Here is a 26107-nt window from a genome sequence, read left to right as displayed (position 1 = left end):
GGGACGGCTAATGGAACATCTACATCGGAGAACAAAAAATGTTCAGCAGACTCCGCAGCGGATTGAATTGTCTCGCTGGCTCAATGGCTCTACTTCTTACTTTTGGCGCCCAGGCGACAACCATTGAAGTACCCGTAGGCACCCAGGGTGGGGAGCTCACCATTGAAGAAGTCCGTGGGCTTAAAAAACATGATGTGACCTCACGCCTGGGAGAACCCCTTGGTATTGAAGGGCCAATTGGCGAACCCGCTATCACGCGCTGGGAATACGGCGAGTTCTACGTTTTCTTTGAACAGGACACCGTCCTACACACAGTGAAAAAACCCAGCGGCTGATCTAGCACATCCTGGCAGGCGCTCAACTGAATCTGCCTGCCTCACCCAAAGTGAAGCACCCCACTCTAGCTGCAGCTGCAAGATAATTCAGCCCCACCCTTTTGCTGATTCGGAAATTTAAGATCACAGCAACCTGAAGCAACCACCTCCAACCGGTGTTACAAGCCGTGCGCTATATCGCCATTCTGTTTTTTGCATTAACCACTATTGCCCAGGCTGAAGTCACTCTGGTGGAAGTGATTAAGTCCGAAAACAAAATGCACTTGCTCGATGGCGACAAGGTTATAAAGAGCTACCATGTAGCCTTCGGCGGGCAACCCCAAGGACACAAGCAGCAGGAAGGCGATGAAAAAACCCCTGAGGGACACTACACGCTGGATTACAAAAAAGAAGACTCCTCTTATTATCGGGCAATGCATATCTCCTACCCCAATGCCGAAGACCGCGCTCAAGCTGAGGCTCGGGGAGTCTCTCCAGGTGGCTTCATTATGATCCATGGCCAGCGCAATCGACTGGGCTGGTTCGCTCCAATCACCCAACGTTTTAACTGGACCGATGGTTGTATTGCCCTTACCAATGACGAGATGGATGAGTTTATGGCTCTCGTAAAAATCGGCACCCCCATTGCAATCCGCTGGTGAGACATCACCAATATAGAGGCCATAACAGCTCTTCAAAGTCCTTAGGGAGATTTTGAAGAGCTGCCCGATAGCCAAGGGACTGGATTTCCCCTCTACAACCAGTCAATATGCCCGCCGTAACTTCACCTTGGTGGGGTGGTCAACTTTTAGGCAAGCTGACAGAACACCACCTTCCGGACTAATGAGAAACCGATAGAAAATGACAGTAAAAGTCGAATCCGTAGATAGCCTATTGAAATCCAGCGGTCGCGAGGGCGAAGAAGTCCGCGTTCAAGGCTGGATCAGAACCCGCCGCGACTCCAAAGCCGGCCTCTCTTTCCTGGCCGTACACGACGGCAGCTGCTTTGATCCGATCCAGGTGGTTGCTGAGAATCACCTGCACAATTACCAGTCAGAAGTGCAGCGCCTGACTACCGGCTGCGCGGTAGATATCCTCGGTACCATCAAACCATCCGAAGGCAAGGGTCAGTCTATCGAACTGCTCGCCACCGAAGTCCAGGTTGTCGGCTGGGTGGAAGACCCGGATACCTATCCCATGTCCCCCAAGCGCCACACTATGGAGCACTTGCGCGAACACGCTCACCTGCGCCCGCGCACCAATGTCAGTGGTGCCGTGGCCCGCGTACGTAACTGTATCGCACAAGCGATCCACCGTTTTTATCACGAGAACGGCTTCCTCTACGTGCACACCCCAATTCTCACCGCTTCTGACTGTGAAGGTGCCGGGGAGATGTTCCGGGTTAGCACCCTGGATATGGAGAACTTGCCGCGCACAGATAAAGGTGCGGTGGACTACAGCAAGGACTTCTTCGGCGAAGAGAGCTTCCTCACTGTATCCGGCCAGCTGAATGTTGAGAGCTACTGCCTGGCCATGTCCAAGGTGTACACCTTCGGCCCCACCTTCCGTGCAGAAAACTCCAATACCACTCGCCACCTGGCAGAGTTCTGGATGGTTGAGCCGGAAGTTGCCTTTGCAGACCTGGCAGATGTAGCCGATCTCTCCGAGCAAATGCTGAAGTATGTATCCAAGGCGGTACTGGAAGAGCGCGCCGATGATATGGCCTTCTTTGCCCAGCGCATCGACAAGGAGGCTATCAGTCGCCTGGAGAATATCGTCGACAACGATTTCGCCCGCATCAACTACTCCGAAGCGATTGAAATCCTGGAAAGCTGCAAAGAGAAGTTCGAGTTCCCCGTATCCTGGGGTATTGATCTGGCCTCTGAGCATGAGCGTTACCTGGCAGAGAAGCACTTCAAAAAGCCAGTTATCGTGATGAACTATCCGAAGGATATTAAAGCCTTCTACATGCGCATGAACGACGATGGTAAAACTGTTGCCGCAATGGACGTTCTGGCACCGGGAATCGGCGAAATTATCGGCGGCGCCCAACGTGAAGAGCGTTTGGAGAAGCTCGATGAGCGTATGGATGAAATGAATGTACCCAAGGAACACCTGGACTGGTATCGCGACCTCCGCCGCTACGGCACCGTGCCTCATGCGGGCTTTGGCCTGGGCTTTGATCGCATCGTGTCCTACGTGACCGGCATGGGCAACATCCGCGATGTAATCCCCTTCCCGCGCACACCGAAGAACATCTCGTTCTAAATAAAAAGCCCCGCGTTGCGGGGCTTTTTATTTCACATACAAATCCTCAAGCGCTCTGCCCAGTTGCTGTAGCAATGATGTCATCGCTCGCCTTTTCACTGATCATATAGACCGGCACCACAATGAAGAAACCGGGGATTCGGGGGAACACCGAAGCATCCACTACCCTTAAATTATTGGTGCCGTGAACCCGGAATTTACTGTCGACAACTGCCATAGGATCACTGGCAGGCCCCATTTTATTGGAACAGGAAGCGTGATGCCCCCAAGCTTGGTTCTTAACAAAATCGCCAATTTGCTGATCTGATTGAACCTCATTACCGGGCAATAATTCCCTGGAGACCTGCTTGTTCACAATAGGGCCCGACATAATATCCCTGGAAATTTTTACCCCCTCAACAACTGCCTGAAGGTCTTCTCCCAGAGCATCATTACCCTCACCAAAATAGTGGAAGTTGATTTCCGGCGTATCCCTGGGATCAGCAGATTGCAGGGTCACACGCCCGGCGGTATTGTTCGTATGGCCTTTCAGTACAATCCAGGAGAAACGGTCTTTGTAGTCCCGCAACGCCTGGGAGTACCCGGGAAAGTATCCGTGGAAATCGGAGGGCACTCCGAAAATAAACAAGTCGGGATCTTCCAGCTCCGGTTTGGAACGTTTGACTAGAGACAATACCGGACCATTTCCACTGTAGGGCCCCTGATTGAACCAGCCATAGCGATAGCGATTTAAGCAGGGATCATTCCCCTCCCCCCAAGTGCAATCTTTAAGAAGGGCAAGATCCTCACTCATCTCACTAACGATTCCGACCTCGTAGCGATCCTGGAGGTTCTCTCCTACCCCAGGCAGATCTACCAAGGGCTCTATGCCGTGATCTCGGAGCTCATGGGCGGGACCAATTCCCGACAATTTGAGAAGTTGCGGGCTATTGAAGGCCCCTCCAGACAAGATAACCTCGCGATTTGCCCGCACTTGCCTCAAGACTCCGGCAGTACCGCTTTCGTCATGGTAAGGGTCTGCCTTATACAGGCTCGCCCCTTCTAAAAACTCCACTCCAACAGCAGTATTCCCCTCAAACAACACACGAGTTGCCAGTGAATTTGTACGAATATGAAGCAAGTTTGGGTAAACTGACTGGGTATCTAAGAGGTATTCGCGCACACTGGTACGGCGGTTTCGACTATCTGCTGCCATAGGGGCGATAAAAGGCCCTTCCTGGCCACTGGCCACGTCCCAATGATTGATATCCAGGCGAAGATTGCCGCTGATAATTTTTTCCAGGGCCCCTTCGAGCCCATACTTGGCCAGCGCAGCCTGCGCAACTTTCAAGATCGCCGGGTCTTCCAGCAACAACGCGGGGTTGCCGCGATTCGTGGGCAGCCAACCATCAAAACCGTGGCGAGATGGATTGGAGAAAATTGGGCGGGGCACATATTCACAACGCTCTAAACGCTCAAAATATCGCCGCATGTTTGCGCTATCCCAGGAAATATCCCCTGTATCCCGTGCTATGCGGTCAAAATCATTGTTATGTGGATAGACCGTAATCAGTGCGTGGTGCGTGGTACAACCACCGATAGTACTCGCCCGTGGGTAGAGGATTCCCTTCCCGGAAACGTATTTTTCGTCCAGTTTCTGCTGATTGATATCTGCATAATGCTTAACAAAAAAGTCCCAGCTCAATTTGGGGTCTTCAGACGCGAAGGGGTGCCATGCTGGAATATTATGGGTGTCATCACTGGGATCGTCAGCACCAGCTTCCAACACCAAAACAGAAAATCCCGCCTTTGCTAAATTTACCGCTAATGGCCCCCCACCCGCACCCGACCCAACAATCACGTAGTCATATTGATCATAGAAATTCCGATCCAACATTGAGAGAGCGGAAACCAATCCTGTCGAAGCCGCGCTGGCAGCAATACCCAGTTGCACCGCTCCTTTAGTAAAATTTCTACGGCTAATTTTTTTGCTCGACACTTTCTTGTCAATCGAATCCTTCTCTTCCATAGTGCTTATCCATTTTTATACGTTGTATCCGAGATAAGCATTATGCACGCCAGCTTTTGCAATTCTGTCTTACAGGGATTGCTTTAATCTAAAACTCGACCTACTTACCAGCGCGAGGATGTATCACATGCCTAAAAGATATATCGACGCAAGACTTCTTAAATGAAATTAAATAAACCTCTCCCATTCCACCTGGAGACCCCAGAAGAGAAGCACCTGTGAGGCATCAAATAAAAGGAAAACGAGTTTTTAAGCTAGCCAAAATCAAAGGTCACGCTTCAAAATTCAATCAGCCAGATAAACCTTCAAACACCACCTCAAAAAGGAAACATAAATAAATTTGAATAACTGCAAGGCAGTTTATTATTTTAAGCATTACGCCAACGCTTAAAATAATAACCCCCCAGTCCGGCAAGTAACAAACTCAGATCACAACGGCGGTTTTCGTGAATTTTCTACACAATCAGTCGCTGGAATATTCTTAGCCCCCCTATTGAGAGCTTAAAACATTGCCCAAAGTATCAATCTGTCTATATGATGCAATCATCGAATTTGATTGCGATTCTTGGAATAACAACTAGATTAATAAACACTAAAAAATAAAAGCGATCCGATTCAACCCAAAATCCTCAGGAGCATCGGACACAAGTTTTAGTTGATGACCGTGAGAAGGAGATCAGAATGTCTGGAAAAGAGCTCTATATCACCTACGAAGAACTTTTAAAACTCGAGAGTTTTAGAAAACCTAACTCAACACCAAGAAAACCCCAAAACATTGATACCACCCACCTTGATGATATCGAAGTAATCATTGCTAACGGCAAAGGAATTCAAGCTCTCGATAGAGAAGCTATCAACAAACTACCACTAACAGGATGGGTTTGTAGATTTCCCGCCCACATTCACCCCCCCAAAGGGTTGAAACTCGTTCAAGTCAGCGAGCACCTATTGAATATTGCTCCGGCTAGAAATATGCCGTTGCAAAAATTTGAGGCTTTAGTCAAGGAACTCACTATCAGCGCCATCACAATATTCAAGAAGCAAGGTCGAGCCGTCTGATATATGACCATGATCACAGCCGACTGCAAAACGGTATGCTATTGAGCTGCCGTTTTGCTATCTCTCCACTAAGTACTTACCCCCTAGCCTATTAATTTCTGAAATGCGATTAACTTCCTGATGTAAGCTCGCATTTCCGGAGTATCAAATTTCCCCTGATAACGATCAGGATCGTTGACTGAGCGCCCCTTAATACCGGGACAGCCACCAAATCGTATTAGTGTGGAAAAAGCAGGCATTAACTGCAACTCCTCTACCGAAGCCTTGATTTCTAAATCCAAATGATCTGAGTACTCTTCAATATATCTGGAAACCGTCCCCATACCTGAAAGTGTTTGTGCACAAACCATATTCCCAACTGTCCCAAACTTGGGGAATCGATGAACTTCTTTAAAGTCCACCTTATCAAAGCTGGCCAATAGATTTTCCTTCAATACCAACTCGGCAAACTCCAGGTGCTCCCCCTTTTTGGGTTTCAAGCCTGTCACCTGGTAGTGGAGCGCCTCAAAGGGAACAAAAAGATTGCTCCACCCCTTTTCAATTTTTGAAATTGCATATTCCTTATAAGCAGCTTTTTCCTGATACTTATCGATAGTCTGAAAGATTGAAAGCGCCAGACCAACAACTGCCACCCCGGCTGCAACACCGCCTATCCTGGTTACCCTTTTCAGGCCAATTTGGGTTTCATCCCATGTCTTCCCATGAATTGCCAAAAGAGCCGCGATAGCTGTAAGTGCATGCCCTAAAATAGAAATAGTCAGATCCATAAGCTCTCCCAGAAAAAGCTCAAATTTCAATATGCACTAAAAATCAAATCTTGGTATCACTATCTACCGATACCAGAAAATTTCAACACAGTAGATACACGCCACATTGCGAAAATCACCGCCAAACTATCTATTTTCATTAATGGGCAGGAACAAATAGAAAGATACACTTACTCAGAAAAGCTAATCAATAAGTTAAAATTACTATTTTTAGACTGGAGCCTTATAAGAAACCCAAAACAAAACAATCGTACCCATTTGAATTCACCTCATCGCACAGAATTAAATAGCAATATACGGAGCTTGTACTTTTCCTGTGGATTTAATTAGAAAGTAGGCAGCGCAATAAGGGGCTAAGGTTGACTCACAAGATAGCGCTTTACTAACTATACTATTTAAGTCAAATCCCCTGACTCCATACAATTAATAAATTTAAGGAGCCTCTGAATAACTCCATAATGCCTCTGCGGGTCTTGAAGGCTGCAGATGTTAGGCGCAGCTCGCCGCGAATGGCCTAGCCCTTTGCAAGAGCTGCAACGCAGCAGCTGTGGCCTTCAAGGCCCGCCCTTCGGGGCTTGCAGAGCGATTCACACTCCGCGTTGCAACTTCTTGAAAGGTCTAGACATTCCTGCGAAGCCGCGCCTTGATTGTGAACCGCTCTGCATGCCAGAGGTATCACGGAGTTATTCAGAGGCTCCTTAAAGGCCTATTATAACAACCGACCCCCAACTACCCGCCAAACATCTCCTTTGCGACCCAAAGGCTACTATTGGGAACCTTTTTAAAACTTGACCCTGAATAGCTAACTACTATAACTATTCACAAGGTTGTATAACACGCAGCATCTACTGACCAACTGGTATCCATATGATACATCTATTTATGCACGCGAATGTTAAGGACTTCAACGAATGGCACAGAGTGCTAGAAGAGTTTATGCCTATAGTGAAGCAAATGGGCGCTACAGCTACATCTGTATACCGAGAAATTGACAACCATCACAATGTAACAGTGATCCATGAGTTTCCTTCGAAGGAGCATGCTATCAAGTTTGTCAATAGTAGTGAGCTTGAAGAATCTAGAAAAAAGGCTGGCGTGCTTGTAACTCCAAAAATTTGGTATACAGAAAAATTATAATTATTCCTTATTATGGCATAAAAATTTATAAAGCGATCTTCACCCCCAATAGGCCTATCCATTCAAGGGGTGTATCTTGATCAATGGCTCTTCCTTTATAAATAAGCTGACTCTAGAGTATCCCTCCACTAACAGTACCCATATAACAATACTGATAATCCCTACCTTTAAAGTAACTTCATATACTTGACTGGCACATGATCAACCAGCCACACATTATTAGCAGAGCGATAAAAATCAAAACCATCTCGATGCATGGATTTAGCCTCCACCCTTAACAGTACGGGCTTGCCATACCTGGCCCCAACAGATCGAGCAACTGCCTCGGATTCTGACAGGTGAACATGATGCCTTTGCATTTTCTTCAGTCCTTGCGCGAGGATATCTTCAACAAAACGCTCTGCAGTGCCATGGAGAAGCGCACCTGGTGGCTCAAGGGGGCTTAAATGTAAATTAATATCTACAGAATGTCCCTGATTGGCTCTGATAGAAAGACCATCATCACTTATAGAAAACCGCTGCTTATCATTGGTTTCCACAACGACAGAAACCAAATCCCTGTTTAGCTCAAAGTCTACAGTTTTCTGAATCAACTCATCAACTGCCACCCATCCATTCTCATCCATAAACAAGCCGATGGCTTCAGGCTTATGCCTGAGCAGGTAGCTGAAGTATTTTGATATCCTGCTCAGCTCTCTACTGAATTCAGTATCTCTATTCAATTCTAATATTCCACAACTAAGAATATAACTCGAAATTTTATGATGGGACATTCACCTTGGCGAAAATGTACTCATCAAAATAAAAACCCCCTTTTTTTTACTGAGCAGCTTAAAGTCCCTTCATGCTTATACCCCGCCTTCTGTAAAACCTTCATTGATCCGACATTTCCGGAAAAGACAGAGGCATAAAGCCTGACAATATTTTGTGAAGAAAAAATCTCACGAGTAAACTGAGTCAAAGCAATAGTAGCAATTCCTCTCCCCCAAAATTCTCGCGCAACCCAATATCCAACCTCACCGGAGTGAGAATGCTCAAACAGCTGCTCGCGCATACTTATAATCCCGCAAAAGGCCCCTCTGTACTCTATTGCCTTTACAACCCCTTCCTTCTTACAACCTTTATCAACCCACCAAGCAGCATCTTCCAATGTATAAGGGTGAGGAATTCTCGATGACAAATACTTAAGCACAGACTCATCATTTAAGTACTCAACCAGTAGTGCTTCATCATTCTTTTCAATGTTTCTTAATTCAATCATTCGAACAAACCATCAATTCCCTAACCTATTACTGACACCCTTTCAATGAAAATCAATGCTTTTGAAAGCTAGGGTTCTCAGCTATCAACTCTTCCTACCTACTCTCCAATCAGCACAATAGCTTTTTATCTTCCTGCGACTGCCTCACAATTATTACTACATCTCAAAAATTTCAGCCATTATCAATTATAATCGACCCTATTTGTACGGAATGCTATCAATATGTACCCTCAACAACTCAACTTGGCAGTATGGGCCTCACTAGCCCCTGCTGCGTTGGTGTCTGCCCAGGAAGTAACTCAAACGGTAGAAGAAGTTGAAGTTATTGGTAGAGCCCAACAATTTTATCTGGACTCTCATACACAAGTTGGAACTAAAACTGACGCAGACTTATTGAATATTGCAATGTCTGCTCAAGTACTAAGTGAACAGCTTATTGAAGACCAGGCTGCCCGGGATATCACTGACTTGTACCGTTCCATCGCAGGAGTTAGTGAATTCAGCTATTCCGGAGTCACATTTCGGGGATTTCGAGACAATAAAAATATATTTTACGATGGAGTCCGCGGCGATCCCTATTCGGGGTTTAGTGTTCCTCAAGTATCAAATGTAGCGCGCATCGAGGTACTAAAAGGGCCATCCTCCGCCCTCTATGGCGGCGGTGAGCCCGGAGGGATGATTAACTACACCTCCAAGAGGCCAACCTTCGATGAGCGCCGTGAATTAACAGTCACCTCCGGAAGCGAATCGCTAAAAGGAGCTTCTGTCGAGCTAACAGGCGGTGTAATTGGAAATATCGCCTATCGTTTAGGAGGCTTCTATGAATCTCAAGATAGCTTTCGCAATAATGCGAACAGCGAGAACATTGAACTTGCCGGGGGACTACTATTTGACCTCTCAGCAGACACTCACCTGACGACCACCTTCGAGCACATAGAACAAAACCTAGGCGGTAACCGCTTGCGCGGCGTACCCGTTAATGATGACGGCAAATTCCTGGTAGATCCCTCCTACAACACCAACGAAAAATCTGATTATCAAAACCTAAAAGCCTTGGTTCTTCGAACTAAAGTCAAGCATAAGGTGACAGATAGCCTGAACTTTAACGCAACATTGCGTTACATGGAAAATGAAAGGGAGCAGGCTTATCACGAATCACGCGGTTGGGTAGACATCAATGGTGATGGAATGGCCAATGCTGAAGATGGAACCATCCGCCGTGAGTACCGCGATCAGTACCGGGCAAATGAAGAGCTGAGCCTTACTTTGGACTTTGTGTATGACACAGACATTTCAGGTATGAATCATCAGATTTTGCTTGGTGGTGACTATCATGATGTTGATACAAAATATGACTATTGGCGAGCGCGCCCTGGAGCAGACGGTGTTACAAACCTCAACATCTACGAACTCAACTACGGCATAACTGACCCGTCAACTTACAACCTTATCAATATGAATAAGGATGGTACGGCCAGCATCCGTACCAGCATTTATATCCAGGATACTGTGGAATTGACCAATCAGTGGTTCTGGATGCTAGGTGCGCGCCTTGATCAGTTCGATGAAACTGAAAAAGAAAGCGGCAATAGCTACAAAGATAATGATGCAAGCTACCGTACAGGCATCACTTATAAGCCCGTAGATACACTATCCCTCTATGCAAATTACTCCCAGAGCTTTAATCCGGTGAGCGCAGACGACTTTGAGGGCGGCGCTGAGGAGCTTGAACCCAGTACTGGCAGTCAAGTGGAGGTTGGTGTAAAGAAGGAATGGCTGGATGGGCGTATCCTGACCACTCTAGCCTTCTATCAGATAAAAAAAGCAAATATGGCCCAAAGTAACCCCGCCTATATCAGTGCCGATGAGACCCCGAATGAAGCCGAAATTATCAACCTCGGGCAGGTTCAAAGTGGTGGAAGCGAGTTCACCTTAGTCGGTGACATAACTGAGAGGCTAAGCATAACAGCTAATTATGCGTACAACGATACGTATATCGCTGAGGGTGACTCACGCAATGTGTCAGACTCAGGTCAGTTCGTAAATGCACCCAAACACCAAGCAGGCTTGTGGGCCCGCTATGACCTCAGCATCTGGGACTCAGCGTTTGCCATTGGTGCCGACTATGTGAGCGATCAAATAAGCTTCGATGATCAAAAAATAAAGGCCTACACTGTACTCGATGCCAGCTGGGCAACTCGCTGGGATGATATTCAGCTGAGTATTAACGTAAACAACCTTTTGAATAAAACGTATGCAGTGAGCGGTTTTAATGAGCGGCAAGGACATTTTCCCGGCCAACCACGAGAGCTGATCGCCCAGCTTTCCTATGACTTTTAGCAACCTAGTAATTTATCGTCAGCGGATTTCCACTGGCGATATCATCTTGTTTTATACAGGAAGGAAGTTCTTTGACGATACACTCACCAATATATCCCCGCAGATTTACCCACCTGTTCAGCCCCTCTTCTAAACTTAGATATTATGAAAACGACACTGATCCCCCAGATTGAATTTCTATTGGCAAATATTCAATCCGAGGTAGCACCTTCAATCAAGACGAGCACAGGCCGTATAAATTTCGATCGAACAATCTTTCCCTGACGCTATACAGGCAAAAACTACGATTAATCAAGTTGGTATTCAAGGTCGTAGTAATGAACTCCACCATCCATCTGAATAGACATTTTCCCAGAGAGTCCCACTAGTTCTCCAGTGCCAGAATCAGGCACAACCTCTAAAATAAGGAAGTCCTCTCCCTTCTTCATGGTCCCAAAGTGCTGTAAAACAAACGTGCCTCGCTTACCACCTAGAGTACCGGCAACTTGCTTGTAGTGGTCTAATCCTTCCGGACACTTCGCTAAGATGGTAAAACTACCAAGCGAGGTGAAGTATGACAACAAAAGGTACACGTCGGCATTTCAAGCCGGAATTTAAGAAAGACGCCGTAGCGCTAGTCTCTGAGCAAGGGTATTCAATTTCTAAAGCAGCAGAGGTTGTAGGAACAACAGCCAATAACCTGCGACGCTGGATAAAGGAACTGAAGCAGGAAGAAGACGGTGTGAGGTTGGATGTAGGTGAGCGCGCAGAATTAGAGCGATTACGACGTGAAAATAAGCAGTTGCGGATGGAGAAAGAAATCCTAAAAAAGGCCAGCGCCTTCTTTGCGAAAGAAATGAAATAAAGTACAGCTTTATTGAAAAACAGCAAGGCAGCTTTCCTGTTAGGGTGCTCTGCCGGGTAATGCAAGTAAGTAAAACTGGTTATTACGATTGGTGTTGCCGTGGTAATAGCTCAATAGATGCTCAAACATGGCAACTATGCCATCGTTTGAAGGCCCTATTTGCAGAATCTAGACAGAGCCTGGGAAGTCGTCGGTTAATGAAGCTGTTACGTAAAGAAGGCTTTGAAGTCGGGCGCTATCGAGTCCGCAAGCTCATGAAAAAGCTAGGCTTGGCAGTAAAGCGTAAGAAGCGATTTACACTGACGACAGACAGTAAACATCACCTGCCGGTCGCAGAGAACCTTCTGAATAGGGAGTTCTCACCGAGCGCTAAAAATCAAGTTTGGACGACTGATATTACATATATTTGGACTTCGCAGGGCTGGTTGTACTTGGCGGTAGTGATTGATCTCTATTCGCGCCGGATTATTGGTTGGCATCTAGATCGCAAGATGGAAACGGCCCTGGTAACTCGTGCGTTGATGATGGCTGTCAATTTGCGTTCGCCCCCAAAAGGTCTCCTGCATCACTCTGATCGTGGCAGTCAGTATGCCAGCCATACCTACCAAACGTTATTGAGTCAGCATGGGATGGTGTGTTCAATGAGCCGTAAGGGAAATTGTTGGGACAACGCACCGACTGAACGTTTCTTCAGCAGCCTGAAGCGGGAGTGGGTAACGGGAAACCTTTATCCGACAAGGGAGGATGCGGTAGCAGATGTAAGAGCCTATATTGCTTATTACAACTCACGCAGAATACATACAACACTGGGAGACCTAGCCCCTATCGAATTTGAGAAATGTGCTTAAAGAAGTGTCCGGTTGGAGTTGACCACAACACCTCTATGGCTACATACCCCGCAGATCCTTTTACAGGAGTCATTGCACTTAGCATTTCTCCTCGACTTTCTCCTGAAAGATCACCGTAAAAGACTTTATTAATTGACATACGCCCCAAGCTGTTTCCTTCACTACCTTTCGCATACGGATCCATCGGCTTTACAGTAACCTCGAACTTTCCTGAAATTTTCATATTTGCTCCTTTGCGAATTTAGATTGAAGTAGTACGTGTCTGGCTTTACCAGTAACAACTTAGGCTCTAAGGGAGTCTAAAGTGCTACTTATCGGTTTTCCATTTTAATATACAAAACTGTATATTTATACACCTAAGATGGCATAGTGAATGACTATGGGTTGAGATGTTTATGAAGGTGCGCAATTAACACTCAAAAGTACTAATGTCCATTAAGCGGTTAAGAGACATAAGCGAGAAATATTGGAACCCACCGAAGCAGTATGGGCTTTTAGCACTTCCAATCTCGTCGAGAAGATAGTTCATTATTATTTGGGACCAGGTGGAAATACGCTTGTCGATTCTACACAGAGAGAAATTAAAGAAATCGGTAAAACGGGATTACAAGAGTTCAGTGAAGCAAAGCCGAAATGACGATGCCCCCAAAACTATTTTGGAGGCTATGAGTTATTATTTTTTCTATACTAGTATTGGCAAAACGATAGATCGTAGATCTGTGGATTGATTAGCCCAAAACACTGACTGCCCAACTTATTAGCACCATTATTAGGTGTAATAAGCTAGGTATATCCCAGGAAACCAGCTTCCCTTCGTATAAAACGATCAACTACTTGGCGCAGTTGCCATAGGCGCCGGTACTAATACGTCTTCGCCATCACTATCTTCTTGAGGTTCAGTAAACCCAAAGTCCTCCAGTATTCCGTATAGTGCCGGTAGCACCAAAAGGATCAGAATAGTAGAACTGCTGATACCAAATACAATACTGGTAACAAGCGGCACCAACACCTGTGCCTGCAGACTGGTTTCAAATAACAGTGGCAACAGGCCTGCAACTGTGGTCAGTGAGGTAAGGAAGATGGCTCGGAAACGATCGCGGCTGGCTTGACTTGCCGCGCTATGCACATCCATTCCTTCACGCACTCGCCGCTTCACAAACTCCACTAACAATATTGAGTCATTGACCACAATTCCGGCGAGAGAGACAAAACCCATCATGCTTGGCATAGACATATTCTGCCCCATGATCAGATGCCCCCAGATAACACCAATCAGCGCCAAAGGAATAGCCACCAATACAATCAACGGCTCCACATAGCTGCGGAATTGCATGGATAGGAGAAGGTAGATACCAATGGCACCTATTAACAGGGCCCGACCAATGGACTTACCGGTAACCTCACTATTTTTCATTTCCCCTTGCATATCAACGCGCAATCCTGGGAACTCACGGGTAAGCTCAGACAGGAACTTCTCCTGGGTGTCACCTAGTACCTGTCCAGCATTCGCTTTCTCAGTGAAGACATCAGCAAACACACTCACTACCCGCTCGCCGTCAATACGTTGAATTCGCGCATACTCCCGATTCATTTCTATATCGGCAACGGCAATCAGCGGAACTCGTTGCTTGGTAGCTGGATGGATAATGACTAATTCATCGAAACGGCTCAGTGCACCGCGGGAATTTGCATCCATACGAACCTGAATCTCGTAGGTTTCCCCCCGATATTGAATTTCATCTATCTCCATCCCCTGGTAAGCAGCTCGCAACTGATTGGCGACATTGCTGGCATCCAGGCCGGAGGCATAGGAGCCTTCACGCATTTTGACGGTGAGTTGTGGCTTGCCGGGACGCAAGTCATCCACCACATTCACTACGCCGTCGTATCCACGCAACCAATTCTGCAAGCGAATGGACGCTGCCTTTAGCTGATCCAACTCCAAACCGGCAAGTCGCAAGTGGATAGCACGGCCGGCAGGGCCTAAGGCCGGTTCTTTGTAAAGAATAGCGATTGCCCCTGGTGTGTCGCCGGCGGCCTCACGCCAAGCATGGCGCAATTCATCCATGCTGGTATTGCGGCCTTCAGCGGCAAGCAGATCGACATTAATTGTGGCCACATGGGGCCCCGATTCAAAGGCATCTCCGTTAACTCCAAAAGTGACACTCGTATGGTTTACCAAAGGTGCTCTTTCATTTTCAGAAAACTCTGAGGCAACTTGATCCAACGTCTTCAACTGCTTATCGACTAATTTCTCCATATCGACCAAAGAAGTGCCTTGAGGCATTAAGATCCGAGCTTGCAATAAATCGCCCTCCAAGGTGGGAAACCCCTGAAACTTGACGATCCCCGATGTCATCAAACTAATAGTGACTAGGAACAAGCCAAATACACCCCCGACAAAGGCATAGCGATATTTAACAGCCCAATCCGCTGCGCGCCCCATATTTTCTCGCCAACCATCAAAACGTTTGGCAAAAGCCTGCTTCCAGGCAGGGGTGCGACTTTTATGCTCAAGGGCATGCCGCAAGTGTGCCGGCAAAATCAGGAAAGCTTCGATCAGACTAATGAGCAATACAGAAATCAATACAATGGGGAGCACCTTGAGGACCTGCCCCATATCCCCCTTAATAAAGATCAACCCCCCAAACACCATTACCGTAGTTGCGAATGAAGACAGTACTCCACGAGCCACTCGCTTGGTGCCATTGATAACCGCTTCCAACGGCGACCTTCCCTCACGGTGTTCACTGGCAATACTCTCCGATAACACAATGGCATCATCCATCAGGATACCAATGGCAATCAGCAGTCCTACCAGACTGATCATATTAATGGACACGCCCATGGCCGTGATCAGTGCAAACGAACCCAGGAATGAAACCGGCAAGCCCATGACCACCCAAAAGACATAGCGGCCACTGAAAAACAGATAGAGAGCCAGCGCTACCAAAATCAGGCCCTGCCAGGCGTTAGCCATAATCATCTGCAAGCGATCCGCAACGATAGAGGCGCTGTCTTGGGTTAGCGTGAGTTGCATACCCTCAGGCAGATTTTCATTTTCACGGTCGACAAAGTCGCGTACGGCTTCAAGCACACGCAAGCTATCATCCACACTATTCTTCTCGACATTGAGAAGCGCTGCACGATGGCCGTCAAAAGTAATTTTGTCTTCAGCCAGCTCAAAGTCATCGTAAATTTTTGCAATATCCCCAAGTCGAACTTCCGCTCCATCACCACCTTTAATCACCACCAGGTTTTCCAATTCTGCAACCGTGCGGCGCTCTTCGGTAAAACGCACCTGGTATTCTCGATCCGGCGTGGATACCTTGCCGGCGGGCATGTCGATCGCTTGCTGGTCAATAATATTGGCCAGGTCCATCACGCTGAGTCCGTACTGGCGCAAGTTATAATCTGAAACTTCAATCTGAAGCTGGTGGTCAGAAAAACCGGAAATGCGCACAATAGGAATAGCGGGATCGCGGAGTAATTCGCGGCGGTAGTGCTCCGCCAGCTGGTTTAATTGGGGCAAAGGAAGGTCAGCACTGATAGCAATACTAACCACCCCCTGAGTGCGGCCCAGTTCTTCGATCACCGGGCGCTCGCTTTCTGCAGGAAGCGAATCGATACTGTCTACTGCGGACTCCACATCAGCAACAAACTGGTCCATATCACCCGCTTCTTGCATCTTGAGGGTCATCAGGCCCAGATTATCTTTTGCCTCACACAATCGCTCATCAATAAAGCTGATTCCATCGGTGGCCTCCTCCAAGGGAAGACAAATACTATCTTCCACTTCGGCTGCCGCAGCGCCGGCATAAGGTACCGAAACCTGAACCTCAAACTTATCGATTTCCGGCATCGTTTCACGCTTCATGCTGGGCAGAACAAAAAGCCCGCTTAGCATCAGCGCAACCATCAATAAATTGGCCGCCGTTGGGTGACCGGCAAAATAACGTATCACTGCTGGGTACCTCTAGCACTCGCCGCAACGGATTGCTCATCACTGACGACGGAAACTGCCATTCCATTAATCGCAGGAATTACATCAGTCACAATAACCTGCTCACCGGGATTCAATCCCTCGCGGATCACAGTGGTGTCGCCTTGGTGGTAGTCAATCTGTACAGGGCGCACTCTTAGTTGACCATTTTGTACCAGATAGACCTTGCCTTCATGGAGGGCGCGGCGGGGTATAGCGAGTGCTGGTGCGGCGGGAGCCAATAACTCTACACGGGCATACATACCGCGAAATAGCGGTGGTTTTTCACCGGTCACCGCTTTGCCATAGGGGTCATCCACAGCTACAACAACGGAGAGTGTTCGACTGGTGCTATCCAGGGTTCCACCCAAGCGCACTACCCTCCCCTGCCACTCACTATTCCCCGGGCCACCCACCAGGGTGATCCGAGCTTCCAGCCCCAATAGCATCTTGGGTAGATCATCAGGAGTCGGATTGGAATCTATGTCAGGCCTTAAATTGCGCAAAAGTGGAGCCACATGAACCATAGGAAGCTCTGCTGCAATTTCTACTTGTGCAAGGCCGCTTGCATCAAATAAACGGGCATTGCCAGCAACATATTGGTTTTCTTCAACATGAACTTCGCCAATACGAGCATTAAATGGCAGGATCACCTGGGTGCGCTCCAGATTGTATTTACTGTCTCGTACCTGAGCTTCTGAGCGAGCTATCTGGGCTTCAATCACTTTGCGGCGGGTCGGGAAAAGGGAAAGCTGGCTGCTCTGGTTCTGCACTTCCTGGCGCAAGCGCAGCATATTTTGTTCTTCAGTATCTACGGTCGAGCGGGAGACGGTTCCCTTAGCAACTAACTTTTGTTTGCGAGCGAGTTCTTTCTCACCCAATTTGAGAGTGCGCTCGGCGATGCCCAAAGAGCGTTTACTATTAGCTTCTTCCACATCCAGCTCTTGCAAATTAGCGCGATTTGCAGCCAAGTCACTTTCAGCCTGCGCCAGGGCAAGCTGGTAGCTGGTATCATCGATCTTCAACACCAGTGTACCGGCAGAGATAATATTTCCCCGCTCCAATTCCGGAGCTGTATACACCACCCTACCACTGACTTCTGCATTGGCTTCCAGGAAAGTACTGGGTTTCACCTCACCATATGCAATGGCTTGAGCTCGCAGCGGTAACTCCTGCACTTTAATTGCGTCTACCACCGTTATAGGAGCCTCAATAGCATCGTGTTTAGGCTCACCTTTAGTGACGACCAATGCCATAGATATAAACACCCCCGCCGCTATCAAAGCTGGTAATGCCAGCCGGCGATTCATCAGCGCTTTCATATGAGTCTTAATTTCCATTGCCGACTTCCTCGCCTTTGGTCACAGATTTATTGGAAACGCCACGGAGTAAGAGTTGAACGGTATGGTTAATCCATCTCTCCCGGTTTTCCTCCCCCAGAGCAAAACCGAACCCTTCCTTCAAGGGGTCGCCAGCGATGAAGGGAAAGGCAATCAGACTGATAAAAGAGACTGGCATCAGGTCAATATCCAGGTCCTCTCGCAACTGGCCGCTGGATTGGAGAATTCCCAGCAACCCGCGCAGCTTTGGCACCAGTTGTGAGGCTAACCTGTCAACAAAGAGTTCGCGCATTCGACCAGATTTGGAAGCCACTTCATCAGCAATCAGGCGCGGAATCCAGGGCTCCTTGATGTATAGGCGTATCATTCGACTCATTGCTTCTTTCAGCAACTCTAAAGAGGGCTCCCCTCCATCCAGCCCTGCACTAACAAACGCGGGGCCATACTGCATGATTTGGCTCCGAACCACCTCGATAATTAGCCCCTCCTTACCGCCAAAGTGGTAACTGATCATCGCAGAATTCACCCCTGCTCCCTGAGCAATCTCCCGAATCGAAATATCACGGAAGGCCTTATTCCGAAGTAGAGAGTAGGCTGAGTGCATAAGTGCCTCACGCACCTGGGATTCACGCTCAGGATCTTTTGGGCGCCCGCGGCCTCGAGTGGATGGATTGTCAGTCACAGGCATTTATCCTTAATTAATCAGTTGATTAATTAAATAGGAATTACACCCATGCAACAACCCCAAAATCCGACCAGTCAGTCAGGTTGTGCCGGGTTAATTTCTGATTCACAAGCTAAGCATCTCGGGACGCAATACGTGCCAATGATCAAGGGTTTGACGGGGCTAGCAAAATAGGTTGTAAAATTGACCTCCTGCAAGTGGCCACCTTTACTAAATTCAGCAGTACTTACCGGGAAAATTCCAACCACTTAGATTGGTACATTTTCAGGCCAAATATCCAAATTTCTACTTAAAGCGGCCTGAATGCGAAACCAGGAAAGCCATTCAGCTAGAGCAGAAGAAAAACGTCGCAATCTCATCCCCTTCCATGTCCAAACGCCAATCCCAACAAGACTTTATGTATAAATGATGAGTGATGAATAATTTTAACCTTTAGATAAAGCATTACTACAACCACCACCCTTCCCGGTGCTAGTATTAGGCCGTTTCAATATGAATCTTCTACAGACCCTATCTATTTCAAGAATAATTTAACCTTCAAAGGGCATATAACTTATGGTCAAGTATTTGGCTCTCATCTCATTTTTTCTTATGGCTACTTTCGCAAAGGCTACAGACCTTAAGAGTTCTCCCCTGGTAATTGGCGACTCAATTAGTTTTCAATCAAAGATATTAAAGGAGAAGCGCACCTTAAATGTCTACTTACCCGAGAGCTACCATCGTGAACCTAAAAGAAACTACCCTGTAATCTTTCTTTTAGATGGCTCCTTATCCGAAGACTTTATCCATATAGCGGGAGTGCTCCAATTCGGCTCATTCTCTTGGATTAATATGCTTCCAGAATCAATTCTTGTAGGCATAGAAAATATTGATAGAAAACGCGACTATACATTTCCATCCAAAATAGCTTTAGATCAAAAAGAATTTCCATCATCAGGCGGATCAAAGGAATTTATTGATTTTTTGGATAAAGAGGTTCAACCCATTATTGCGAGCAATTTCCGTACAAAAGAAAAGTCCACACTGATAGGTCAGTCTCTTGGAGGACTTGTAGCTACAGAAATTCTGTTAAAACATACGGACCTTTTCGACAACTATATTATTATCAGCCCAAGCTTATGGTGGAGTGGAGAATCTCTTCTGACAAGCATCCCTGAAGACTGCTGTGAGGACAAACAGATCTATATTGGAGTTGGAAAAGAGGGGGAAGTGATGGAGCGCCTAGCGCGAACACTATACAACAAGCTAGATAATAAGAAGAGCAACACAAAAATACACTTCGGCTACTTTGAACAACTAGACCATGGTGACACTCTGCATCTTGCTGTTTACGATGCGTTTGGAAAGCTGTTTTCAGACAAAGCCCCTAAAAACTAGAAACATTTTTCAATTTAAAACTGGTTGCTTTCGTTTCAGGAAATAGAATACAAAACCTGCGGGAGCAACACACCACTTACCTCACCATCAATCAAGTACACAATTACCATAGCGCTAAGTTTTATACACAAGTTTTTTCAGTTTTATTATAAAAATCAATGAGTTACAGTTTGTACGTTATAGGGGCTACAAATTTGGCTGGATAATTATGCAGGACTGGGTCAGGGACGAAGTGAAAAATCAGGTTATGGGTGATACACGATTGAATAAGCGCTTGTCCAATATTCTCAGTAATTTAAGTTCCGACCCAAAGGGTAGCATTCCCTGTGCAAACAAGTCTTGGGCAGAAACCTTTGCAGCCTATCGATTTATCGAAAATGATAAAGTCAGCTTTGACTCCATTATGAGTGGCCATAAATCAGCCACTCTTGAAAGAATCAAGGTTCAGCCAGTTGTTCTTATCCCTCAGGATACCACTTTCCTAAATTTTGCTACCGATTTAGAAAGCAAAGAAATGGGAACACTCCGACGCAAAGAGACTAATCAGCAGCCCCTACATACGTCTATCGCTATAACACCATCCAGAGATAATCTGGGCATTATTGAGGGTAGCATGTGGCAGCGAGATAAAGAATCTAGTGCTAATTCTCGCTATACCAAGTCGATACAAGATAAAGAGAGTCGACGCTGGTTAGACCATTATGAATCAGCTTGTGAGATACAAAAGCGCTGCCCTGAAACCACGATTGTGAGCATCGCGGATAGAGAGGGGGATATTCATGAGTGGTTTCAATTAGCTGAAGATCAAAATGAACAGCGGCGTGCAAGCTATATTGTTCGAGCCAAGGCTAATCGTAGTTTAGAGATCGAAGGAGAAGATACGACTTTACTTTGGGACTATATGACCAAGCAGAAGTCCATCGGGAAATACTCAGTAGGTATCCCCAAAAGGAATGGACAGCCAGAAAGGGAAGCTAAGGTCAGTGTATCCATTGCAGAAGTAAGATTGCAGGGAAAAGGAAAATCAAAGCGACCTCTTTCTCTCTACGCAGTCTTTGCTAAGGAATTAAGCCCACCAGAAGGGGAAAAAGGTATTGAATGGATGCTGCTGACCGATCTTGCAGTTGAGGACTTTAAGCAAGCGAGGATCATTATTGAGTGGTATCGAAGTCGATGGGAAATTGAAACCTATTTCCGAGTGGTGAAAGGCGGATGCCAGATAGAAAGTAATCGCTTTAGAACCGAGCAGCGAATGCTGAACTGTATTGCAATCTATATGATTATTGGGTGGCGTCTACACTCCATGACAACACGGGCACGAACGCTTCCTGATACGTCGTGTACGGAAGTCTACTCTGAAAAAGAGTGGCGTATGATATGGATAATGCAAGCTAAAACCTCCCCACCAAATGAAGCTCCAAGTATGAGAGCTATAACGCGTATGCTGGCAGGACTTGGAGGCTTTCTGGGGCGGAGCGGCGATGGTGAGCCTGGAGTTAAAACCGTTTGGCAGGGGTACACTAAACTTCTCCATTATATGGAGGCAGCAGAGGCTTTAAATGGACTTAAATGATGTGTATAAAACACAGCCATAGCGTCAACCTCATTTCAGCGACGTTCTGAAAGAGAGGCGGTGTGACATTTACAGTAAACACCGCCAACACCCTACATTTTCTAAACCTACGTCAAAGCTGCACGACGGAAGTTGTACACAGCCACCTGAGACAGAATAAATAGTGTAAATGTCACTACCAAGCCAGTCAGCATTACTGGCTCGTAGCCCTCAACCAATACAGAAATAAGCCGCGAAGAACCATTAAATAGAAAGTACATCGAGGCAGGAAGTATTAATAACCACTCTTTGCGAAAGGCACCAATTGCCGTAATGATCGCTAAGCTAAGCGTGGGGGCACCGAGAGTACGTAGGTTAGTGAAACCGTAGTTAGTTGTGGCATCAAACCCTGCTGGACCATTAATAACTTCAGGGAAAAGCATGGTCACTAAGCCAGCCGAACCCAATATAAGTACAAATATACCGGAAAGAAATTGTGCGAAACGAATCATATTAAATATTCCATTTGGTTGATTAAATGAACAGAATGAGAACTCAAAGATCTCTAAGAAATTCCTTATCATCTCTGCGAGACCTCAACAGGCCCTTAGCTCGGATAACAGACCAAGGCAGTGCTACTAATTGACTGTATCAAGTTTCACTATTTTTGATTGCACAGGGGGCAGAGTGATTAGCCTTCAGGCTTCCAGCAAACATCAGCAAGTAATGAAAAGTGACTGGTTTATAGTCTTCAGCGGTATCAGCTATAGTTCGCCCTAGGAGGGTTCTAATCAAACCACCAGGACGATAACTAATGCTCGTCGGGCTAAACGCAAAACCAACATCACCATTAGCACCAGCAATGAGCATGTATTCATTCTTTAGCCCCTCAGTAACAAGAGGGTTTAAATATAACGACATATCGTGAGAAAAGTACGCTGTTAAGACAAGGACTAGATTAACCAGCAAGCCAACACTTTACTTGGAACATCCAGTCAAGGATTTGTACAAATCCGTCAAATCGCCTTTTTACGCATTTGGGAAGGGGCTACTTGATAGTGCTGTTTGAACACCCGGGAGAAGTAACTGAGCTCGTCAAAACCACACTCCAAAGCAACCTCAGTCAGGCTAAGATCGCTATTGAGAATCAACTGTTGTGCTTTCTCCATCCGTTTTGCGGTAATATATTTCGTAGCACTAATGCCATAGACTTGCTTAAATTTACGAGTAAATGTTGACTCGCTCATATGGCATAGAAAAGCTAGATCCGCCAGTTTCAGAGGGGTGTATAAGTGAGCTTGCACCACTTCCTGTAGTTTAGGTTGTTGCCTGATGAACAACTGCCCCAACATCTTCGCAACTCTTCCACTACGATCAAGTCTGGGGATAAGCTCTACTAATTCTCGAACCTTTAATACCACCAGTGGCTCACTGAATACTTCTGGCTGCTGGATATAGTCAATTATGCTACGCATATAATTGGAGAACAGTACAGATTCCTGCAGGCGCTCAGCCGAGGGGGGCTGATTATTGGACTTATTATCCGCCTTAACAGAAGCCCTACTTTCGCCATTATTACCAAAGGCATCAGGCATACCACTTGGGTAGAGTCGCTGTAATAGCTCTGACGTTAGCCGAAAACCGATGAAATTAATTTCATTGTTTAGTCCATCTTCATGCCACTGATTAATAAAATTATCTGTCTTCATTAGCACAGTGGCACCTGGGCTCAAGGTAAGGGTTTCATCACCGCAAACCAGGGTTGAACAGCCACTGATAACGTAAACCAACCTTGCCTCATCAACCAAACGGTCTTGATAACTTAACGGTGCCCTGAATTTACGCTGACCAATTACCATTTTCCCTTGTATTTTAAATACAACTGATTCTTCACTATCTGGCATAAATTATTATCTTTATCAGGGACCTAGTCATTTGCAATAAAACATGAAGCATATCAACTTTTCAATCAGAGAAAACGACCAATCAGAAGTGATTGCCATAGCTTCTCTGACAGGGGACCAAGTTAAATCCAGGGACTATAAAGAACATGCTCTACAAAGAATCTTCTAAACCTAAGAGACTCAAAAGCCTCAGAAAGGAATAAAACAACTTAAGGAGCCACTGAACAACTTCGTGATACCTCTGGCATGCAGAGCGGTACAGTCAAGGCGCTGCTTCGCAGGAATGTCTAGACCTCTCAAGAAGTTGTTACACCACCGCGTTAACTTCCACCTTATTCCCTACTGGATCAAAAAATACCAATTGCCGTACATTGCGTCCGGGCACATCCATTAGGTGATTGGCGACTCCCAACGCATCCAGACGCTGCTTAACCGGCTCAAGCGCATCTGTACGGAAAGCTATGTGATCCAGGTAGGGTTTCTCAGGCTGGTCACCACTCACCTCACCGTCTATTAAATGCAAAATAGCCCTACCACTGCCATAGAGCCAAAATCCATTACGCTTGAAATTTGGCCTCTCACCCTCGGTCAGACCGAGAACCTGGGCATAGAAGTCCCGTACCCGCTTTAGGGTTTCCATAGGAGCAGTAATATTGACGTGGTCGAGTTCCATCTGTTTTCCCTAATTTACAAGGCACATCCTTGTGCCTGATTATCAGCAAGTCATCTATCTATAACTTACACAATACTCTTGTTCCGCAACTCTTCTACTTGCTCGTCACTTTTGCCAAGCAAATCTCGCAATACTTCCTCAGTGTGCTCACCCAATACTGGCGGCGCCTGGGTGTAGTCGAGTGCGGACTCGGAGAAGATTACAGGGTTGCGCACGGTCTTCACCTTTCCAGCTTCCGGATGATCCTGCTCAACCACCATACCCCGGGCCTGTACTTGAGGATCAGCAAAAACCTCCTCCAATGTATTAATAGGCCCACAGGGAACATGAGCATCACTAAGATGCTGGAGCCACCAAGCGGAATCGCGCTTACGAGTCGCAGCTTCAATCTGAGGCACCAATTCTTCACGGGCCATTACCCGCGCTGAGTTAGTCCCGTAGGCAGGATTTTCTGCCAGTTCTTCTACGCCCGCGATTCCGCAGAAGCGTTTAAACTGGTCATCATTACCCACTGCCAACATAAAATAGCCATCTTTTGAAGGGACTGCCTGGTAGGGGACTATATTGGGATGGCCGGTACCCTGTCGCTCAGGGCTTTTACCAGAGGTAAGGTAATTTTGGGCTTGGTTAGCCAACCATGAAACCTGGGTATCCAATAAGGCGAGGTCAATATGCTGGCCAACACCCGTATGCTGCCGGTGAACAATAGCTGCCAATACAGAAGATACCGCGTACATCCCTGTCATCAGGTCGGCTACGGCCACCCCCACCTTTTGCGGGCCCGCACCCGGTTGCCCTTCCGGCACACCGGTAATACTCATCAGACCACCCATTCCCTGGATCATCGCATCATAGCCTGCTCGATTTTTGTACGGGCCAGTTTGTCCAAAACCTGTAATCGAGCAGTAGATAACACCAGGATTGATCGCCTTGATGGACTCATAATCCAGGCCGTACTTTTTCAACCCATCTACTTTGTAGTTTTCAAGAAGAATATCGCATCGGGCTGCCATCTCCTTGATCAAGGCCTGGCCATCTTCAGTAGTGATATCTACGGTAACTGATTTTTTTCCGCGATTGGCACTTAGGTAGTAAGCGGCATCAGCAGTGTCATTTCCCTTCTCATCCTTTAGGTAGGGAGGACCCCAGTGGCGAGTGTCATCCCCTCGTTCCGGGCGCTCTACTTTAATAACCTCAGCCCCAAAATCAGCAAATACCTGCCCAGCCCAGGGTCCGGCGAGAATACGACTTAAATCGAGTACCTTTAAGTGTGCGAGTGGACCTGCCATAACTTCCTCATATCGCTTACTTGCGGGTTAACCGCATATTTTTGCGGCAGCCTAACAGATAATTTGTGCCCGTGCTTTGATTGGCCGGGTTAGGTATTCGTCATATACTTTACTGCGCAATAAAAATAAGGAGGCACAGCATGGCCGCAATAGAAGCGCAAAAATTTGAATCTTTTCGCGAGTTTTATCCATTCTACTTACAGGAACATAGCAACCTCACCTGTCGTCGGCTGCACTTCTTTGGTACCAGTCTGGTGTTCGCGACAATAATTGCGGCTGTAGTAACTTCCAATATGTTGTGGCTGGCAGTTACTCCTGTCGCGGGCTACGGGTTTGCATGGATCGGGCACTTTTTCTTTGAAAACAACCGCCCGGCAACCTTTAAGTATCCGTTCTACAGTTTTATCGGGGACTTTGTTATGTTTAAAGATATGCTGATCGGGCGAATCGACCGCTAAA

The 26107-nt window shown here is 46.7% G+C and carries 23 protein-coding genes; 10 read left to right on the top strand and 13 right to left on the bottom strand.

Translation table 11 applies throughout. The features are described 5' to 3' along the window. Nucleotides 1–38: 38 nt before the first annotated feature. The 3 genes from ACJJIS_RS09120 to asnS all read left to right on the top strand — a co-directional run bounded on the left by ACJJIS_RS09120 (nucleotide 39) and on the right by asnS (nucleotide 2582). Nucleotides 39–335 (top strand): hypothetical protein, encoded by a 297-nt coding sequence (locus tag ACJJIS_RS09120; protein WP_282932628.1) that lies wholly within the window; start codon nucleotides 39–41, stop codon nucleotides 333–335. 167 nt (nucleotides 336–502) lie between these two features. After that, nucleotides 503–976: a L,D-transpeptidase family protein gene (locus ACJJIS_RS09115; RefSeq protein ID WP_475710064.1), complete on the top strand. Its 474-nt coding sequence runs from the start codon at nucleotides 503–505 to the stop codon at nucleotides 974–976. 199 nt (nucleotides 977–1175) lie between these two features. After that, complete coding sequence (asnS, locus tag ACJJIS_RS09110) at nucleotides 1176–2582, top strand: asparagine--tRNA ligase (RefSeq protein WP_282932626.1); 1407 nt, start codon at nucleotides 1176–1178, stop codon at nucleotides 2580–2582. A 46-nt stretch (nucleotides 2583–2628) separates the two neighbouring features. On the opposite strand, the gene ACJJIS_RS09105 is transcribed toward asnS, so the two are convergent. Then, the gene (locus ACJJIS_RS09105) at nucleotides 2629–4590 is read right to left on the bottom strand and encodes a GMC family oxidoreductase (RefSeq protein ID WP_475710063.1); all 1962 of its coding nucleotides are present in this window, start codon (nucleotides 4588–4590) and stop codon (nucleotides 2629–2631) included. 681 nt (nucleotides 4591–5271) lie between these two features. Between ACJJIS_RS09105 and ACJJIS_RS09100 the strand changes: the two genes are divergently transcribed. Beyond that, complete coding sequence (locus tag ACJJIS_RS09100; protein WP_413665631.1) at nucleotides 5272–5649, top strand: hypothetical protein; 378 nt, start codon at nucleotides 5272–5274, stop codon at nucleotides 5647–5649. A gap of 83 nt (nucleotides 5650–5732) precedes the next feature. Here the strand turns inward: ACJJIS_RS09100 and ACJJIS_RS09095 are convergent, their stop codons facing one another. Next, nucleotides 5733–6416 carry a hypothetical protein gene (locus tag ACJJIS_RS09095; RefSeq protein ID WP_444941879.1) on the bottom strand — a complete coding sequence of 228 codons (684 nt, stop codon included), beginning with the start codon at nucleotides 6414–6416 and terminating at the stop codon, nucleotides 5733–5735. A gap of 882 nt (nucleotides 6417–7298) precedes the next feature. Between ACJJIS_RS09095 and ACJJIS_RS09090 the strand changes: the two genes are divergently transcribed. Then, nucleotides 7299–7553 (top strand): DUF1330 domain-containing protein, encoded by a 255-nt coding sequence (locus tag ACJJIS_RS09090; protein WP_444933074.1) that lies wholly within the window; start codon nucleotides 7299–7301, stop codon nucleotides 7551–7553. A 167-nt stretch (nucleotides 7554–7720) separates the two neighbouring features. Here the strand turns inward: ACJJIS_RS09090 and ACJJIS_RS09085 are convergent, their stop codons facing one another. Together ACJJIS_RS09085 and ACJJIS_RS09080 are read right to left on the bottom strand one after the other, a co-directional pair. Continuing rightward, on the bottom strand, nucleotides 7721–8275 hold the full coding sequence (locus tag ACJJIS_RS09085) for an RNA 2'-phosphotransferase (RefSeq protein ID WP_444905401.1): 555 nt from the start codon (nucleotides 8273–8275) through the stop codon (nucleotides 7721–7723). A gap of 74 nt (nucleotides 8276–8349) precedes the next feature. Beyond that, nucleotides 8350–8814, bottom strand: coding sequence for a GNAT family N-acetyltransferase (locus ACJJIS_RS09080; RefSeq protein ID WP_475710062.1), 465 nt, complete (start codon nucleotides 8812–8814; stop codon nucleotides 8350–8352). Nucleotides 8815–9036: 222 nt separating this feature from the next. On the opposite strand from ACJJIS_RS09080, the gene ACJJIS_RS09075 reads away from it, so the two are divergent. Further along, the gene (locus ACJJIS_RS09075) at nucleotides 9037–11154 is read left to right on the top strand and encodes a TonB-dependent siderophore receptor (protein ID WP_444905403.1); all 2118 of its coding nucleotides are present in this window, start codon (nucleotides 9037–9039) and stop codon (nucleotides 11152–11154) included. A gap of 287 nt (nucleotides 11155–11441) precedes the next feature. Here the strand turns inward: ACJJIS_RS09075 and ACJJIS_RS09070 are convergent, their stop codons facing one another. After that, entirely contained in the window at nucleotides 11442–11726 is a 285-nt protein-coding gene (locus tag ACJJIS_RS09070; RefSeq protein WP_475710061.1) for a DUF3224 domain-containing protein, read from the bottom strand. Here ACJJIS_RS09070 and ACJJIS_RS09065 point away from each other — a divergent pair. Further along, nucleotides 11708–12846, top strand: a protein-coding gene (locus ACJJIS_RS09065) for an IS3 family transposase (protein ID WP_475708187.1) whose coding sequence is annotated in 2 segments (ribosomal slippage) — nucleotides 11708–11957 and nucleotides 11957–12846 — 1140 coding nt in all. Because the reading frame shifts where the segments join, the coding sequence is not laid out codon by codon here. The two genes, ACJJIS_RS09070 and ACJJIS_RS09065, sit on opposite strands and share 19 nt — an antisense overlap. On the opposite strand, the gene ACJJIS_RS09060 is transcribed toward ACJJIS_RS09065, so the two are convergent. The 4 genes from ACJJIS_RS09060 to ACJJIS_RS09045 all read right to left on the bottom strand — a co-directional run bounded on the left by ACJJIS_RS09060 (nucleotide 12821) and on the right by ACJJIS_RS09045 (nucleotide 18850). Next, nucleotides 12821–13069, bottom strand: a complete 249-nt coding sequence (locus ACJJIS_RS09060) for a DUF3224 domain-containing protein (protein ID WP_475710060.1) — start codon at nucleotides 13067–13069, stop codon at nucleotides 12821–12823. The genes ACJJIS_RS09065 and ACJJIS_RS09060 overlap by 26 nt on opposite strands. Nucleotides 13070–13672: 603 nt before the next feature. Next, nucleotides 13673–16810, bottom strand: a complete 3138-nt coding sequence (locus tag ACJJIS_RS09055; protein ID WP_475710059.1) for an efflux RND transporter permease subunit — start codon at nucleotides 16808–16810, stop codon at nucleotides 13673–13675. Next, nucleotides 16807–18168 carry an efflux RND transporter periplasmic adaptor subunit gene (locus ACJJIS_RS09050; protein ID WP_444897128.1) on the bottom strand — a complete coding sequence of 454 codons (1362 nt, stop codon included), beginning with the start codon at nucleotides 18166–18168 and terminating at the stop codon, nucleotides 16807–16809. Before ACJJIS_RS09050 ends, ACJJIS_RS09055 begins: the two co-directional genes overlap by 4 nt. Further along, nucleotides 18158–18850: a TetR/AcrR family transcriptional regulator gene (locus ACJJIS_RS09045; protein ID WP_444905407.1), complete on the bottom strand. Its 693-nt coding sequence runs from the start codon at nucleotides 18848–18850 to the stop codon at nucleotides 18158–18160. Before ACJJIS_RS09045 ends, ACJJIS_RS09050 begins: the two co-directional genes overlap by 11 nt. Before the next feature lie 558 nt (nucleotides 18851–19408). On the opposite strand from ACJJIS_RS09045, the gene ACJJIS_RS09040 reads away from it, so the two are divergent. Together ACJJIS_RS09040 and ACJJIS_RS09035 are read left to right on the top strand one after the other, a co-directional pair. After that, nucleotides 19409–20230: an alpha/beta hydrolase gene (locus ACJJIS_RS09040; RefSeq protein WP_475710058.1), complete on the top strand. Its 822-nt coding sequence runs from the start codon at nucleotides 19409–19411 to the stop codon at nucleotides 20228–20230. 208 nt (nucleotides 20231–20438) lie between these two features. After that, nucleotides 20439–21803 carry an IS4 family transposase gene (locus ACJJIS_RS09035; protein ID WP_475710057.1) on the top strand — a complete coding sequence of 455 codons (1365 nt, stop codon included), beginning with the start codon at nucleotides 20439–20441 and terminating at the stop codon, nucleotides 21801–21803. A 107-nt stretch (nucleotides 21804–21910) separates the two neighbouring features. Here the strand turns inward: ACJJIS_RS09035 and ACJJIS_RS09030 are convergent, their stop codons facing one another. From ACJJIS_RS09030 to ACJJIS_RS09015, 4 genes are all read right to left on the bottom strand, one after another. Then, a complete protein-coding gene (locus tag ACJJIS_RS09030; protein WP_444933068.1) occupies nucleotides 21911–22294 on the bottom strand; it encodes a hypothetical protein in 384 nt (127 codons plus the stop codon). Nucleotides 22295–22798: 504 nt separating this feature from the next. Beyond that, entirely contained in the window at nucleotides 22799–23686 is an 888-nt protein-coding gene (locus ACJJIS_RS09025) for an AraC family transcriptional regulator (RefSeq protein WP_475710056.1), read from the bottom strand. Nucleotides 23687–23993: 307 nt separating this feature from the next. Further along, nucleotides 23994–24359 carry a VOC family protein gene (locus ACJJIS_RS09020; RefSeq protein ID WP_444957526.1) on the bottom strand — a complete coding sequence of 122 codons (366 nt, stop codon included), beginning with the start codon at nucleotides 24357–24359 and terminating at the stop codon, nucleotides 23994–23996. A gap of 65 nt (nucleotides 24360–24424) precedes the next feature. After that, entirely contained in the window at nucleotides 24425–25648 is a 1224-nt protein-coding gene (locus ACJJIS_RS09015) for a CaiB/BaiF CoA transferase family protein (protein WP_475710055.1), read from the bottom strand. Between the two features lie 140 nt (nucleotides 25649–25788). On the opposite strand from ACJJIS_RS09015, the gene ACJJIS_RS09010 reads away from it, so the two are divergent. Next, the gene (locus ACJJIS_RS09010) at nucleotides 25789–26106 is read left to right on the top strand and encodes an Mpo1-like protein (RefSeq protein WP_282932610.1); all 318 of its coding nucleotides are present in this window, start codon (nucleotides 25789–25791) and stop codon (nucleotides 26104–26106) included. Nucleotide 26107: the final 1 nt, after the last annotated feature.

This window comes from Microbulbifer maximicatervae (SeqCode) (assembly GCF_056231245.1).
The sequence above is the reverse complement of the archived record's forward strand: the minus strand, read 5'-3'. Positions and strand labels throughout refer to the sequence as shown.

What these genes read in the sequence shown, in the direction of transcription:
- ACJJIS_RS09095 (WP_444941879.1), bottom strand. Translation starts at nt 6,416, where the DNA reads ATGGATCTGACTATTTCTATTTTAGGGCATGCACTTACAGCTATCGCG.
- ACJJIS_RS09050 (WP_444897128.1), bottom strand. Translation starts at nt 18,168, where the DNA reads ATGGAAATTAAGACTCATATGAAAGCGCTGATGAATCGCCGGCTGGCA.
- ACJJIS_RS09060 (WP_475710060.1), bottom strand. Translation starts at nt 13,069, where the DNA reads ATGAAAATTTCAGGAAAGTTCGAGGTTACTGTAAAGCCGATGGATCCG.
- ACJJIS_RS09120 (WP_282932628.1), top strand. Translation starts at nt 39, where the DNA reads ATGTTCAGCAGACTCCGCAGCGGATTGAATTGTCTCGCTGGCTCAATG.
- ACJJIS_RS09075 (WP_444905403.1), top strand. Translation starts at nt 9,037, where the DNA reads ATGTACCCTCAACAACTCAACTTGGCAGTATGGGCCTCACTAGCCCCT.
- ACJJIS_RS09025 (WP_475710056.1), bottom strand. Translation starts at nt 23,686, where the DNA reads ATGCCAGATAGTGAAGAATCAGTTGTATTTAAAATACAAGGGAAAATG.
- ACJJIS_RS09020 (WP_444957526.1), bottom strand. Translation starts at nt 24,359, where the DNA reads ATGGAACTCGACCACGTCAATATTACTGCTCCTATGGAAACCCTAAAG.
- ACJJIS_RS09010 (WP_282932610.1), top strand. Translation starts at nt 25,789, where the DNA reads ATGGCCGCAATAGAAGCGCAAAAATTTGAATCTTTTCGCGAGTTTTAT.
- ACJJIS_RS09040 (WP_475710058.1), top strand. Translation starts at nt 19,409, where the DNA reads ATGGTCAAGTATTTGGCTCTCATCTCATTTTTTCTTATGGCTACTTTC.
- ACJJIS_RS09035 (WP_475710057.1), top strand. Translation starts at nt 20,439, where the DNA reads ATGCAGGACTGGGTCAGGGACGAAGTGAAAAATCAGGTTATGGGTGAT.
- ACJJIS_RS09090 (WP_444933074.1), top strand. Translation starts at nt 7,299, where the DNA reads ATGCACGCGAATGTTAAGGACTTCAACGAATGGCACAGAGTGCTAGAA.
- ACJJIS_RS09030 (WP_444933068.1), bottom strand. Translation starts at nt 22,294, where the DNA reads ATGATTCGTTTCGCACAATTTCTTTCCGGTATATTTGTACTTATATTG.
- ACJJIS_RS09100 (WP_413665631.1), top strand. Translation starts at nt 5,272, where the DNA reads ATGTCTGGAAAAGAGCTCTATATCACCTACGAAGAACTTTTAAAACTC.
- ACJJIS_RS09105 (WP_475710063.1), bottom strand. Translation starts at nt 4,590, where the DNA reads ATGGAAGAGAAGGATTCGATTGACAAGAAAGTGTCGAGCAAAAAAATT.
- ACJJIS_RS09080 (WP_475710062.1), bottom strand. Translation starts at nt 8,814, where the DNA reads ATGATTGAATTAAGAAACATTGAAAAGAATGATGAAGCACTACTGGTT.
- ACJJIS_RS09015 (WP_475710055.1), bottom strand. Translation starts at nt 25,648, where the DNA reads ATGGCAGGTCCACTCGCACACTTAAAGGTACTCGATTTAAGTCGTATT.
- asnS (WP_282932626.1), top strand. Translation starts at nt 1,176, where the DNA reads ATGACAGTAAAAGTCGAATCCGTAGATAGCCTATTGAAATCCAGCGGT.